Raw genomic sequence first — 13,500 nt, 5'->3', positions numbered from 1 at the left:
GCCCCGCCCGCTCGTAGAGTCGACCCATCGTCAGCCGCACCGCGTGGCTCATGGTGCGACAGCCGAGCCCGGCACCCGCCCGCGATCGCCGTCAGTCGTGCGTGCGAACGGAGGGAGAGAGTAGATGACCGGGTTCTCGTTCGAACTGTTCCCGCCCCGCACCGAGGCGTCGGCCAGAGCCGTGCGCGAGACCGTGCGCGAGCTCGCCGCCGTCGGGCCGCAGTTCATCTCGGTCACCTACGGTGCCAACGGCACGAGCCGTGACTCCTCGCTCGACCTGCTGCGGCACATCCACCGCACCACGCCGGTGCGGGCGCTCGCCCACCTCACCTGCGTCGGCAACTCGCACGCCCAGGCGACCGTCGTCATCCGGGAGTTCATCGAGGCGGGCGTGACGAGCTTCCTCGCGCTCCGCGGCGACCCGCCGGCGGGCGTGCCCGAGGACGAGATCGAGCTGGGCGACCTGGCCAGCGCGAGCGAGCTGGTGCAGCTGATCCACCGCGTGCAGGCCGAGCGCATCCCGTACACCGAGGTCGGGCTGCCCGGGCTGCCCGGCACGAGCCGCGTGGAGCCGAAGCGTCAGAAGCTCGAGGTCTCGGTCGCGGCCTTCCCGAACGGGCATCCGCGCAACCGCTCGGGCTTCGACGACGTCGACGCGCTGCTGGCGAAGCAGGTGGCCGGGGCCGACTTCGCGGTCACGCAGCTCTTCTTCGAGGCCGACGACTACCTCGGCTTCGTCGCCCGCGCCCGCGAGGCCGGGGTCACGATGCCGATCATCCCGGGCATCATGCCGGTCACGAGCGCCGCGCGGCTGCGCCGGGTCGCCGAGCTGTCGGGCGAGGCCGTGCCCGCCGACCTGCTCGACGCGCTCGAACAGGCCCCCGACGAGACCGCCCGCCGGGAGATCGGCGTCGAGCACGCCACCCGCCTCGCCCGCGCCGTGCTCGCGGGCGGCGCCCCCTCACTCCACCTCTACACGTTCAACCAGCACGAGGCCGCCCTCGGGGTGCTCCGCGAATGCGGCCTCGTCTCACCCTCGATCAAGGAATACGCATGACGAACCAGACCTCGTTCCCCGCCGGCACCGTCCTCGGCTACCCCCGCATCGGTCGCCGGCGCGAGCTCAAGAAGGCCGTCGAGGCGTTCTGGGCCGGTCGCATCGACGCCGCCGAGCTCGAGAGCACGGCCGCCGGTCTGCGCTCGGCGACCCGCGCGCGCCTCGTCGAGCTGGGCCTCGGCCAGAGCGACTCCTCGATCCCCGAGAGCTTCTCGTTCTACGACCAGGTGCTCGACGCGGCGGTGACCGTGGGGGCGATCCCGACCCGCTTCGCCGACCTCGCCGGTGCCGACGGCCGCCTCGACCTCGCCGGCTACTTCACCGTCGCGCGCGGCGAGGGCAGCCGGGCGCCGCTCGAGATGACGAAGTGGTTCGACACGAACTACCACTACCTCGTGCCCGAGATCGGCCCCTCGACGGTGTTCTCGCTGGCGAGCGACCGCCTGCTCGAGGAGTTCCTCGAGGCCAAGGCCGAGGGATACCTGACCCGCCCGTCGATCGTCGGCCCGGTCACCCTGCTGCTGCTGAGCAAGCCGAGCGACGACGCACCCGATGGCTTCCGCCCGATCGACCGCCTCGAGGAGCTGCTGCCGGTCTACGCCGAGCTGCTCGCGAAGCTGGCGGATGCGGGGGCCGAGTGGGTGCAGCTCGACGAGTCCGCCCTGGTCAGCGAGAGCATCGACGTCGACCGCGCGACCACCCTCGAGGCGACCCGCCTCGCCTACGCCGCACTCACCGCGGGGGAGCGGCCCTCGATCTTCGTGGCCGCCGCCTACAACAGCCTCGACGACGCGCTGCCGGTGCTCGTCGACTCGGGCGTCGAGGCGATCGGCCTCGACCTCGTGCGCGGGTCGCTGCCGACCCACGTCGAGCACCTCGGCGAGACCGTGCTCGTCGGCGGCGTGGTCGACGGCCACAACATCTGGCGCGGCGACCTGGCCGCCGCGTACGACAAGCTCGAGGCCCTCGGCGCCCTCACCTTCAACGTCTCGGTCTCCTCCTCGACCTCGCTGCAGCACCTGCCACACGACGTCGAGGACGAGACCAAGCTCGACCCGCGCCTGGTCTCCTGGCTGGCCTTCGCCGACCAGAAGGTGCAGCAGATCGCCACTCTGGCGCACGGCCTGAGCGGTGGCCGGGTGGCCATCGAGTCCGAGCTCGCCGCGGCGACGGATGCTCTCGCCGACCGTCTGGCGGCACCGGGAGTCCGCGACGGCGACGTCCGCCTCCGGGAGGCCGCCCTCACGGGTGGCGACTTCTCCCGCGCGGCCTACGCGGAGCGCCTCGAGGCCCAGGAGGCGGCCCTCGCCCTCCCGTTCCTTCCCACCACGACGATCGGCTCGTTCCCGCAGACCGGTGACATCCGCCGCGCCCGTGCCCGTTTCGTCAAGGGCGAGCTGAGCTCGGAGGAGTACACCGAGCTGATGCGCGCCGAGATCCGCCGGGTGGTCAAGCTGCAGGAGGAGATCGGCCTCGACGTGCTCGTGCACGGCGAGCCGGAGCGCAACGACATGGTGCAGTACTTCGCCGAGAACCTCGACGGCTTCGCGGTGACCGAGAACGGCTGGGTGCAGTCGTACGGCAGCCGCTGTACGCGCCCGTCGATCCTCTGGGGCGACGTGTCCCGGCCGGCACCGATCACGGTCGACTGGTCGGTGTACACGCAGTCGCTCACCCCGAAGCCCGTGAAGGGCATGCTGACCGGCCCGGTGACGATCCTCGCCTGGTCGTTCGTGCGCGACGACCAGCCGCTCGGCGAGACCGCCCGTCAGGTGGCGTTCGCGCTCCGCGACGAGATCGCCGACCTCGAGTCGGCCGGCATCGGCATCGTGCAGGTCGACGAGCCGGCGCTCCGCGAGCTGCTGCCGCTGAAGCAGCGCGACCAGGAGGAGTACCTCGACTGGTCGGTCGGCTCGTTCAAGCTGGCCACCGCCGGCGTGCGCACGGCGACGCAGATCCACACGCACCTCTGCTACTCGGAGTTCGGCGTCGTCATCGACGCCATCCGCAAGCTCGACGCCGACGTGACGTCGATCGAGGCGGCGCGGTCGCGGATGGACGTCGTGCACGACATCGAGTCCTCGGGCTTCGACCACGGCGTGGGCCCGGGCGTCTACGACATCCACTCGCCCCGCGTGCCGAGCGTCGACGAGGTCACGGAGCTGCTGGAGAAGGCGCTCGGCGCGGTTCCCGAGCGCCAGCTCTGGGTCAACCCCGACTGCGGCCTGAAGACCCGCGGCTACGACGAGACCGTCGAGTCGCTGAAGAACGTCATCGAGGCGACGAACCGGGTGCGCAGCCGCGCCACCACCTCCGCCTGACGGGGGAACGAGAAGCCCCCGGTCACCGTGAGGCGGCCGGGGGCTTCCGTCTGCGCGGGGCGGACGCGCTCCAGGGGGTCACACCGCGCGGAGGACCGCCACGACCTTGCCGAGCACCGTGGCGTAGTCGCCGAGGATGGGCTCGAAGTTGCTGTTGCGGGGGAGCAGCCAGGTGTGGCCGTCACGCTGGCGGAACACCTTGACGGTGGCCTCCTCGTCGAGCATGGCGGCGACGATGTCGCCGTTCTCGGCGGTGTTCTGCTGCCGGATGACCACCCAGTCGCCGTCGCAGATGGCGGCGTCGATCATCGACTCCCCGACGACCTTGAGCATGAAGAGGTCGCCGTTGCCGACGAGCTGACGGGGCAGGGGGAAGACCTCGTCGACCTGCTGCTCGGCCGTGATCGGGATGCCCGCGGCGATGCGGCCGACCAGCGGCACCAGGGTGGCGTCGCCCACGGGGGGAGCGGAGTCGGCGTCGGGGGAGGGGGACTCCTCGAGCGACGGCACGTCGATCAGCACCTCCATCGCGCGCGGCCGGTTCGGGTCGCGGCGCAGGTAGCCCGAGAGCTCGAGCTGGTTGAGCTGGTGCGTGACGCTGGAGAGCGAGGCGAGGCCGACGGCGTCGCCGATCTCGCGCATGCTCGGCGGGTAGCCGCGTGACAGCACGGAGCGCTGGATCACGTCGAGGATGGCGAGCTGTTTGTCGCTGAGACTCTTCCGCCGTCTGGTGCGGCCGGTGTCGTTCGCCACGTCTCCCTGCGCTTCCTCCACCGATGTCGGTGGTTGGTGATGTGATTCAGCTGTCGATCGAAACTGTATCCGAGAACTGCTCGAAAACGCATCTGTGTTCGAGTGTGTCGCCGATTCCCGTCCAGATCGCCACTTGACCACAGCCACATTCGAATATAGATTCGGAACATAACTTCGCACCGGCGGTCCCGGCCGACCGTCGGTGCGAACACCCCAGGAGGAATCATGAGCATCGCAGCAGCGAACGTGAGCACCACCCCCAGCACCCACCTGCGCATCACGGCACGGGGCCGCAAGGTCCTCGCCGCCGTGGTCGCCGCACCGATCGTCGCCGCGCTCAGCGTCGCGGCCCTCGCTGCAGGTGGCTCGGCGGTCGCCACGGGCTCCTCGGTCACGACCGAGTTCGACTACCTGACGGTGCAGGCCGGCCAGTCGCTCTGGAGCATCGCCGAGACGATCGCCCCCGAGTCCGACCCGCGTGATGTCATCGCCGAGATCCGCAGCCTGAACCAGCTGGCCACGTCGTCGGTGCAGCCGGGGCAGCGCATCGCCGTCCCGGCCGACCTCGCCGACTAGCCCCACTCCACCCGCCCGCCGGCAATCTCGCGCGCTCGACGGGCCGTCGACACGGCGGGCACCCGCGGCGGATCGGTAGGCTTTCGGGGTGACCTCCCTCGACGAGCTGCCCATCCGCGACGACCTCCGTGGTCTCGAGCCCTACGGCGCCCCGCACCTGCACCTGCCGGTCGAGCTCAACGTCAACGAGAACACGCACCCGATCCCCGAAGACGTCGCCCGCGACATCATCGAGTCGATCGCTCGCGAGCTCATCACCGTCAACCGGTACCCCGACCGCGAGTTCACCGCCCTCCGCGAGTCGCTCGCGGGCTACCTCGAGGGCACCGCGCCGGAAACGGGCATCACCCGCGAGCACATCTGGGCGGCGAACGGCTCGAACGAGATCCTCCAGCAGATCATGATGGCGTTCGGCGGCCCCGGCCGCTCGGTGCTGGGCTTCCCACCCACCTACTCGATGCACTCGATCATCGCCCAGGGCACCGGCACCCGGTGGATCGACGGCGAACGCGACCCCGGCTTCCTGATCTCGCCCTCCACCGCGGTGGAGTGGATCCAGAAGACCACGCCCGACATCGTCTTCTTCTGCGCCCCCAACAACCCCACGGGCACCGCGCTCGGCCTCGACACGATCCGGGCGGCCTACGACGCCTTCGACGGCATCGTCGTGGTCGACGAGGCCTACGCCGAGTTCGCCCCCGCCGGTGAGGCCACCGCGCTGTCGCTGCTCGAGGGCCGCCCGCGCCTGATCGTCTCGCGCACCATGAGCAAGGCCTTCGCCTTCGCGGGCGCCCGTCTCGGCTACCTGGCGGCCGATCCGGCGGTGACGGATGCGCTGCGGCTCGTCCGCCTGCCCTACCACCTCTCGGCGCTGACCCAGGCGGCCGCCGTCGCGGCGCTCGCCCACGCCCCCGAGATGCTCGCGATGGTCGACGACATCAAGGCGCAGCGCGACCGCATGGTCGACGAGCTCGCCGCCCTCGGCTACTCGCCCTGGCCCACCGCCGCGAACTTCGTGCTCTTCGGCGGCGTCGACGACCCGGCCGCGCTCTGGCAGCAGCTGCTCGACCGCGGCATCATCATCCGCAACCTCAGCATCCCGGGCCACCTCCGCGTCAGCGCCGGCACCGCCGCCGAGACCACGGCCTTCCTCGACGCCCTGCGCGAGCTCACCCCGCTCCGCTCCTAGCGCCCACCCGCCCCCACCCGCGCATCCCGCCGCCACCCCGGCGCCCGCGGATAGGATTGACCCCATGACCGAACCCCGCACCGCCCGCCTGCAGCGCGAGACGAGCGAGTCCTCGATCGAGCTGAGCCTCGACCTCGACGGCACCGGCGTCTCCGACATCCAGACCTCGGTGCCGTTCTACGACCACCTGCTCACCGCCTTCGCGAAGCACTCCCTCACCGACCTCACGGTGCGGGCCACGGGCGACACCCACATCGACGTGCACCACACGGTGGAGGACACGGGCATCCTGCTCGGCCAGGCGATCCGCCAGGCCCTCGGCGACAAGGCCGGCATCTCGCGCTTCGGCGACGCCCTCGTGCCCCTCGACGAGGCGCTCGTGCAGGCCGTCGTCGACATCTCGGGCCGCCCGTTCCTCGTGCACTCCGGCGAGCCCGCCGGCTTCGAGTATCACCTGATCGGCGGTCACTTCACGGGCTCGATGGTTCGCCACGTCTTCGAGGCCATCACCTTCAACGCCGGTCTCACCGTGCACGTCACCGTGCTCGGCGGCCGCGACCCGCACCACATCGCCGAGGCCGAGTTCAAGGCCTTCGCGCGCGCCTTCCGCCAGGCCAAGGCGCTCGACCCGCTGGTGACGGGCATCCCCTCGACGAAGGGCGCACTGTGAGCACGAAGGGCGCGCCGAGCGTCGTCGTGCTCGACTACGGCAGCGGCAACATCCACTCGGCGGCGAAGGCCCTCGAGCGTGCCGGGGCCGACGTCACCGTCACGGGCGACCGGCAGAAGGCGATGGACGCCGACGGCCTCCTCGTCCCGGGCGTCGGAGCCTTCAGCGCCGTGATGGACCAGCTCACCGCCGTGCGCGGGGGAGAGGTCATCGACCGACGTCTCGCCGGCGGTCGCCCCGTGCTCGGCATCTGCGTCGGCATGCAGGTCATGTTCGCCGACGGCATCGAGCGCGGTGTCGACACCGAAGGCCTCGGCGAGTGGCCCGGTGTCGTCGAGCCCCTGAAGGCCGAGGTCGTGCCGCACATGGGCTGGAACACGGTCGACGCCCCCGAGGAGTCGGTCCTGTTCGACGGCATCCGCGACGAGCGCTTCTACTTTGTCCACTCCTACGCCGCCCAGGACTGGCAGATCGACCCCGACCCCAAGCGCCGCCCCGCGCGGGTCACCTGGGCCGACCACGGCGGGCGCTTCATCGCGGCGGTCGAGAACGGCCCACTCTCGGCCACCCAGTTCCACCCCGAGAAATCCGGCGACGCGGGCATCCGCCTGCTGCAGAACTGGATCGCCTCGCTCCGTCGCTGACGCGCGCACGCCCCCGAGCGGCCGGGGTTCGCAGACGAGCGGATGCGCGGCCCCCGTTTCGACGCCGGCCGCCCGAGTCGCTACGATCGCGGGGGGCATCCACGCCCTCCGCACCAGCAAGGACACCTCATGAGCGAGTTCAACAAGGCACCGGCCCTCGTGCTGCTGCCCGCCGTCGACGTCTCGGGCGGCAAGGCCGTGCGACTGACGCAGGGCGAGGCCGGCACCGAGACCTTCCACGGCGACCCGGTCGACGCGGCGGTCGACTGGGTCTCGCAGGGTGCGGAGTGGATCCACCTCGTCGACCTCGACGCCGCCTTCGGCCGCGGCAGCAACCTCGGCGTGATCAAGAAGGTCATCCGCCAGGCCAAGGGCGTGAACGTCGAGGTGTCCGGCGGCATCCGCGACGACCGCAGCCTCGAGACCGCGCTCGAGTCGGGCGCCAAGCGCATCAACCTCGGCACGGCCGCCCTCGAGAACCCTGAGTGGGCCGCGAGCGTCATCGCCCAGTACGGCGACGCCGTCGCGGTCGGTCTCGACGTGCGCGGCACGACCCTCGCCGCCCGCGGCTGGACGCAGGACGGCGGCGACCTCTGGCACGTCATGGACCGCCTCGAGGAGGCCGGCTGCGCCCGCTACGTCGTCACCGACGTCACGAAGGACGGCACGCTGAAGGGCCCGAACGTCGACCTCCTCCGCCAGGTCATGGAGCGCACCTCCCGCCCGGTGATCGCCTCGGGCGGCATCTCGAGCCTCGACGACCTCGTCGAGCTGCGCGCACTCGTGCCGCTCGGCCTCGAGGGCGCCATCGTCGGCCGCGCCCTCTACTCGGGCGCGTTCACGCTCGCCGAAGCCCTGGACGTGGCGTCTGACTGACGACACCGGGCACGACGGCCCGCCCGCGGCCCGTTCCCTGCCCTCCCACTTCGCCGACTCCGCCGGTCAGCCCTGGCAGGGGCGGCACTTCGACTCGCACGGCACCCCGAGCGACGACGACGGCAGCGCCCCGCCCGCGCTCCTCGCTGCGCTGACGGCGTTCCGCGCGGGCGAGGGGTCTCCGGATGCAGTGGTCGACGCCGTCCGCGACGTGCGCCTGCTCGTCCCGCTCGTGGCCCACGCCGGCGACGAGGGCGTGACCGACACGGGCCTCCGCGTCGACAAGACGCAGGAGCTCTCCCTCGTCACGGTCGCCGGCCCCGGCGGCCGCACCGTCCTCCCGGCCTTCACCTCGGTGGCGGCGCTCGGCGCCTGGAACCCCACGGCCCGCCCGATCCCGGTCGCCGCGCCCCGCATGGCGCTGGCCGCCGTCGCCGAGGACACCGAGCTGATCGTGCTCGACCCGGGCTCCGCGACCGAGTTCGTGCTGCGCCGCCCCGCGGTCTGGGCCATCGCCCGCAGCACCCCGTGGGTGCCCGCGGTGGATGACCCCGAGGTGCTCGCCGCGTTCGAGGCCAGCATCGCCGGCGAACCCGCGGTGGCGGCCCTCCGCCTGGTGGCCGGCGACCCCGGCTACCGGATGCTCGGGCACGACGTCGTGGTCGTGCTGGCCCTCGTGCCCGGGCTCGACCAGGCGGCGCTCGGCGCGCTGACGTCACGCCTGCAGGAGCGCTGGGCCGCGCATCCGCTCATCGCGGAGCGCGTCGACTCGCTCGGGGTGCGCCTGACCGCCCTGCCCTGAGCCGGCTCAGCTGACGGGGCCGGTGTACTTCTCGCCCGGGCCCTCGCCGATGGCGTCGGGCACCGCGGACGCCTCGCGGAACGCCAGCTGCAGCGACCGCAGCCCGTCGCGCAGGCTGCGGGCGTGTTGGTCTCCGAGGAACGGCGCCGACGCGGTGACGAGCCCCGCGAGGGCCGTGATGAGCTTGCGCGCCTCGTCGAGGTCGAGCTCGAGATCGGGGTCGTCGGCCAGGCCGCACTTCACGGCGGCGGCGCTCATGAGGTGCACCGCGGTGGTCGTGATGACCTCGACGGCCGGCACCTCCGCGATGTCGCGGATGGCGTCTGAGCTGTCGTCGAAGTGGCTGGAGTCGCTCATCGCGAAGAAGTCCTTACTGTTCGGGGCGAGTCTCTGCTAGACTCTTCGAGGCTCTGGGGTCATCGGCCCCAGTACGAAAGTGGAGAATCTCCCACCCGCGCATACCGCTTCATCAGGTTACCGGGTCTGCACACCCCTCCCGCTCCGGCGGGAAGACCGGGTGTGACGTGCCGTGATGCGAATGAGAATTCGCGAGCGCGCGTGGTTCCTTGCTTTCGCCCAGACACGAAACTAAGGAGCAACGCATCAGCGATCCCCGTACAAACGACCGTATCCGTGTCCCCGAGGTCCGCCTCGTGGGCCCCGGTGGCGAGCAGGTCGGCGTCGTCAGCATCGACGTCGCGCTCCGGCTCGCCCAGGAGGCTGACCTCGACCTCGTCGAGGTCGCGCCCAACTCCAAGCCCCCGGTCGCGAAGATCATGGACTACGGAAAGTTCAAGTACGAAGCCGCGCAGAAGGCCAAGGAGGCCCGCCGCAACCAGGCGAACACCATCCTCAAGGAGGTGCGCTTCCGCCTGAAGATCGACGTGCACGACTACGAGACCAAGCGCAAGCGCGCCGAGGGCTTCCTCAAGGCGGGCGACAAGGTCAAGGCGATGATCCTCTTCCGCGGTCGTGAGCAGTCGCGTCCCGACCAGGGCGTGCGTCTGCTCCAGCGCTTCGCGGAAGACGTCTCCGAGTTCGGCACCGTCGAGTCGACCCCGACCATCGACGGCCGCAACATGGTCATGGTCATCGGCCCGCTGAAGAACAAGTCAGAGGCCAAGGCCGAGCAGAACGCGAAGCGCGATGCGAACAAGGCCCGAGCTCACGAGCCGGCCCCCACGAACCCCGGCGACGAGCCGGCAGCTCCGGCCACCTCGGCCGAGTAGTAATCCCGACCGGCCTCCCCGGCCGCGAAAAGCCCGAACAACACAAGGAGAACCATGCCCAAGCAGAAGACGCACTCCGGTGCCAAGAAGCGTTTCAAGGTCACCGGCAGCGGAAAGATCATGAAGCAGCAGGCCGGTATGCGCCACAACCTGGAGGTCAAGGCTCCCGGGCGCAAGGCTCGCCTGAACAAGGACCAGGTGCTGTCCAAGGCCGACACCAAGGTCGCCAAGAAGCTTCTCGGCCTGTAGCCACCGCTGCAGCAGCCGACCTAGACGAGAAAGAAGAAGAGCAATGGCAAGAGTGAAGAGGGCTGTCAACGCCCACAAGAAGCGTCGGGTCATCCTCGAGCGCGCCGAGGGCTACCGCGGTCAGCGGTCGCGTCTGTACCGCAAGGCCAAGGAGCAGGTCACCCACTCCCTCGTCTACTCCTACCGTGACCGCCGTGCGCGCAAGGGCGACTTCCGCCGCCTGTGGATCCAGCGCATCAACGCCGCGTCGCGTGCGAACGGCCTGACCTACAACCGCCTCATCCAGGGCCTCGCCCTGGCCGGCATCGAGGTCGACCGCCGCATCCTGGCCGAGCTCGCCGTGAACGAGCCCGCCACCTTCGCGTCGATCGTCGCGAGCGCCAAGGCCGCTCTTCCCGCCGACACCTCGGCTCCGAAGACCGCCGCGTAGCCTCAGCCGCTGCACGACACACAACAGAAGAGAGCCAGCCGCATGCTCGACAATCCGCGATCACCGCGCGTTCGGGCTGTGGCGAAACTCGCCAAGAAGGGAGCCCGGTCCGAGACCGGGCTCTTCCTCTTGGAGGGGCCGCAGGCGGTCGTCGAGGCGCTGACGTTCGCGCCGCACCTCGTGATCGACCTGTTCGCCACTCCGACGGCGCTGGAGCGCCACGCCGACATCGCGCGGCGGGCCTCCGACGCCGGCATCGACGTCGAGTTCGTCACCGAGCCGGTGCTCGACTCGATGGCCGACACCGTGACGCCGCAGGGCTTCATCGCCGTCTGCCGCCAGTTCCCCACGGCCCTGAAAGACATCTTCGCCGCCGGCCCGCGTCTCGTCGCGGTGCTGGAGGAGGTTCGCGACCCCGGCAACGCGGGCACGATCATCCGGGCGGCGGATGCGGCGGGTGCCGACGCGGTCATCCTGACGGGGCGCTCGGTCGACCTCTACAACCCCAAGGTGGTGCGCTCGACCACGGGCTCGCTGTTCCACCTCCCGGTCGCCGTTGAGGCGACCCTCGACGACGTGCTTCGCCGCGCCCGCGAGGCCGGTCTGCAGGCCCTCGCCGCCGACATCAAGGGCGACGACCTGCTCGACGTGCGCACCGCAGGCCTCCTCGCGAAGCCCACCGCCTGGGTCTTCGGAAACGAGGCCCGAGGGCTCACCGACGACGACCTCGCCGCCGTCGACCGGGCCGTCTCGCTGCCGATCTACGGCCAGGCCGAGTCGCTGAACCTCGCCACCGCCGCGTCGGTGTGCCTGTACGAGAGCGCCTTCGCCCTGCGCTCCTGAGAATGTTTCGCTTCGGTTACAGAAGCGCTTCTCGAATTGCACCCCCCGAACGGGTGTGGTTGGGTTTTCATCATGAAATCCGCCGATACCCCTGTTCGAGTGTCAGGTGGTGCCGAGGGCCCGCTGGTCGTGATCGACCACGTCGACAAGCACTTCGGTGAGCTGCACGTCCTCAAAGACATCTCCACCACCGTCGCCCGCGGCGAGGTCGTCGTGGTCATCGGGCCCTCGGGCTCCGGCAAGTCCACGTTCTGCCGGGCGATCAACCGGCTCGAGACCATCGACTCCGGCACCATCACCATCGACGGCACGGTGCTGCCGAGCGAGGGGCGCGAGCTCGCGACGCTGCGGGCCGACGTGGGCATGGTGTTCCAGTCGTTCAACCTCTTCGCGCACAAGACGGTGCTCGAGAACGTGACCCTCGCCCCGATGAAGGTGCGGGGGCTGTCGCGGAAAGACGCCGAGGCGCGCGCCATGACCCTGCTCGAGCGCGTGGGCGTCGCCAACCAGGCGAAGAAGATGCCGGCCCAGCTCTCGGGTGGCCAGCAGCAGCGCGTGGCGATCGCGCGGTCGCTCGCCATGGAGCCCAAGCTCATCCTGCTCGACGAGCCCACCAGCGCGCTCGACCCGGAGATGATCAACGAGGTGCTCGACGTCATGGTCGGCCTCGCGAAAGACGGCATGACGATGATCGTCGTGACCCACGAGATGGGCTTCGCGCGCAAGGCGGCCGACCGCGTGCTCTTCATGGCCGACGGCCGCATCGAGGAAGAGGCTGCGCCCGAGCAGTTCTTCGGCAACCCCCAGTCACCGAGAGCGAAGGACTTCCTCTCCAAGATCCTCGCCCACTAGGCGGGAACCATCCCGCGCGTCTGCCGCGGGGAACACAGCACACGAGAGGTACGACCAATGAAGCACACGAAGCTATCGTTCTTCGCACTCGCCGCGGCGACCGCCCTGGTCCTGACGGGATGCGCGGGGTCCGACGACGCCGCCGACAGCGAGGAGACGCCCGAGGCGGCGCCCACCTTCGCGGCCGGCTCGACCATGGAGCGCCTGTCCAGCGCCGGCGAGATCACCATCGGCACCAAGTTCGACCAGCCCCTGTTCGGGCTCGTCGGCCCCGACGGCACGCCCGAGGGCTTCGACGTCGAGATCGGCAAGATCATCGCCGACAAGCTCGGCATCGACGACGACAAGATCAACTGGGTCGAGACGGTCTCGGCCAACCGCGAGCCCTTCATCCAGAACGGCGAGGTCGACATCGTGGTGGCGACCTACACGATCAACGACAAGCGCAAGGAGGTCATCTCCTTCGCAGGTCCCTACTACACCGCCGGCCAGAGCATCCTGACCCTGAGCGACAACGACGACATCAAGACCGAGGACGACCTGGTCGGCCAGAAGGTCTGCTCGGTCACCGGCTCGACGCCGGCGGCCAACCTCGAGGCGCTCGGCGCCGACGTGGTGCTCACCGACACCTACACGAACTGCCTCGAGCCGCTGCGCACGGGCCAGGTCGTGGCGGTCTCGACCGACAACGTCATCCTCGCCGGCCTCGCCGCGCAGAACGAGGGCGAGTTCCAGGTCGTCGGCAAGCCCTTCACCGAGGAGCCCTACGGCATCGGCCTCGCGAAGGACGACACCGACTTCCGCACCTTCATCAACGACACCCTCGAGGAGTCCTACGAGGACGGCTCCTACGAGGAGGCGTGGAACGAGACGGCCGGCGCCGTGCTGCCGTTCGTCGAGCCCCCGGCGGTCGACCGCTACTGATCCCTCCGGTGGGGAGCCGCTCCGGCGGCTCCCCACCTCCCTGCCCGTTCCCACCCACCGACCAGACCGATAGAGAGGAGTGCGA

Annotated in this window: 16 protein-coding genes; 14 read left to right on the top strand and 2 right to left on the bottom strand. The window is 70.4% G+C overall.

Annotation, left to right across the window (positions count from 1 at the left end; translation table 11 throughout):
* Positions 1–124: 124 nt before the first annotated feature.
* Positions 125–1,057, top strand: coding sequence for a methylenetetrahydrofolate reductase (locus tag ITJ64_RS00150; RefSeq protein ID WP_194678775.1), 933 nt, complete (start codon positions 125–127; stop codon positions 1,055–1,057).
* Positions 1,054–3,378 (top strand): 5-methyltetrahydropteroyltriglutamate--homocysteine S-methyltransferase, encoded by a 2,325-nt coding sequence (gene metE / locus ITJ64_RS00145; protein WP_194678774.1) that lies wholly within the window; start codon positions 1,054–1,056, stop codon positions 3,376–3,378. The genes ITJ64_RS00150 and metE overlap by 4 nt, the downstream gene beginning before the upstream one ends.
* Before the next feature lie 78 nt (positions 3,379–3,456).
* Here the strand turns inward: metE and lexA are convergent, their stop codons facing one another.
* The gene (lexA, locus tag ITJ64_RS00140; protein ID WP_173183867.1) at positions 3,457–4,131 is read right to left on the bottom strand and encodes a transcriptional repressor LexA; all 675 of its coding nucleotides are present in this window, start codon (positions 4,129–4,131) and stop codon (positions 3,457–3,459) included.
* 225 nt (positions 4,132–4,356) lie between these two features.
* Between lexA and ITJ64_RS00135 the strand changes: the two genes are divergently transcribed.
* From ITJ64_RS00135 to ITJ64_RS00110, 6 genes are all read left to right on the top strand, one after another.
* Complete coding sequence (locus tag ITJ64_RS00135; RefSeq protein WP_194678773.1) at positions 4,357–4,707, top strand: LysM peptidoglycan-binding domain-containing protein; 351 nt, start codon at positions 4,357–4,359, stop codon at positions 4,705–4,707.
* Positions 4,708–4,795: 88 nt separating this feature from the next.
* Complete coding sequence (locus tag ITJ64_RS00130; protein ID WP_194678772.1) at positions 4,796–5,896, top strand: histidinol-phosphate transaminase; 1,101 nt, start codon at positions 4,796–4,798, stop codon at positions 5,894–5,896.
* A 64-nt stretch (positions 5,897–5,960) separates the two neighbouring features.
* Positions 5,961–6,566 carry an imidazoleglycerol-phosphate dehydratase HisB gene (gene hisB / locus ITJ64_RS00125; RefSeq protein WP_194678771.1) on the top strand — a complete coding sequence of 202 codons (606 nt, stop codon included), beginning with the start codon at positions 5,961–5,963 and terminating at the stop codon, positions 6,564–6,566.
* On the top strand, positions 6,563–7,210 hold the full coding sequence (gene hisH / locus ITJ64_RS00120) for an imidazole glycerol phosphate synthase subunit HisH (RefSeq protein WP_194678770.1): 648 nt from the start codon (positions 6,563–6,565) through the stop codon (positions 7,208–7,210). The genes hisB and hisH overlap by 4 nt, the downstream gene beginning before the upstream one ends.
* A gap of 129 nt (positions 7,211–7,339) precedes the next feature.
* Entirely contained in the window at positions 7,340–8,086 is a 747-nt protein-coding gene (gene priA, locus ITJ64_RS00115; protein ID WP_194678769.1) for a bifunctional 1-(5-phosphoribosyl)-5-((5-phosphoribosylamino)methylideneamino)imidazole-4-carboxamide isomerase/phosphoribosylanthranilate isomerase PriA, read from the top strand.
* 37 nt (positions 8,087–8,123) lie between these two features.
* Entirely contained in the window at positions 8,124–8,888 is a 765-nt protein-coding gene (locus tag ITJ64_RS00110; RefSeq protein WP_228507794.1) for an SseB family protein, read from the top strand.
* A gap of 6 nt (positions 8,889–8,894) precedes the next feature.
* On the opposite strand, the gene ITJ64_RS00105 is transcribed toward ITJ64_RS00110, so the two are convergent.
* Positions 8,895–9,245 (bottom strand): DUF1844 domain-containing protein, encoded by a 351-nt coding sequence (locus ITJ64_RS00105; RefSeq protein ID WP_194678768.1) that lies wholly within the window; start codon positions 9,243–9,245, stop codon positions 8,895–8,897.
* Between the two features lie 245 nt (positions 9,246–9,490).
* On the opposite strand from ITJ64_RS00105, the gene infC reads away from it, so the two are divergent.
* The 6 genes from infC (at position 9,491) to ITJ64_RS00075 (ending at position 13,415) form a co-directional block, all read left to right on the top strand.
* On the top strand, positions 9,491–10,117 hold the full coding sequence (infC, locus tag ITJ64_RS00100; protein ID WP_194680648.1) for a translation initiation factor IF-3: 627 nt from the start codon (positions 9,491–9,493) through the stop codon (positions 10,115–10,117).
* Between the two features lie 54 nt (positions 10,118–10,171).
* Positions 10,172–10,366, top strand: coding sequence for a 50S ribosomal protein L35 (rpmI, locus tag ITJ64_RS00095; RefSeq protein WP_173183874.1), 195 nt, complete (start codon positions 10,172–10,174; stop codon positions 10,364–10,366).
* Positions 10,367–10,409: 43 nt separating this feature from the next.
* The gene (gene rplT / locus ITJ64_RS00090) at positions 10,410–10,796 is read left to right on the top strand and encodes a 50S ribosomal protein L20 (protein ID WP_137836111.1); all 387 of its coding nucleotides are present in this window, start codon (positions 10,410–10,412) and stop codon (positions 10,794–10,796) included.
* Positions 10,797–10,838: 42 nt separating this feature from the next.
* Positions 10,839–11,639: an RNA methyltransferase gene (locus ITJ64_RS00085; protein WP_194678767.1), complete on the top strand. Its 801-nt coding sequence runs from the start codon at positions 10,839–10,841 to the stop codon at positions 11,637–11,639.
* Between the two features lie 72 nt (positions 11,640–11,711).
* Positions 11,712–12,491 (top strand): amino acid ABC transporter ATP-binding protein, encoded by a 780-nt coding sequence (locus ITJ64_RS00080; RefSeq protein ID WP_304607866.1) that lies wholly within the window; start codon positions 11,712–11,714, stop codon positions 12,489–12,491.
* Positions 12,492–12,548: 57 nt separating this feature from the next.
* Complete coding sequence (locus ITJ64_RS00075) at positions 12,549–13,415, top strand: glutamate ABC transporter substrate-binding protein (protein WP_194678766.1); 867 nt, start codon at positions 12,549–12,551, stop codon at positions 13,413–13,415.
* Positions 13,416–13,500: the final 85 nt, after the last annotated feature.

Source organism: Herbiconiux sp. VKM Ac-1786 (assembly GCF_015350805.1).
GTDB lineage: Bacteria > Actinomycetota > Actinomycetes > Actinomycetales > Microbacteriaceae > Herbiconiux.
Note: the sequence above shows the minus strand (reverse complement) of the source record. Positions and strands in the feature narration are given on the sequence as shown.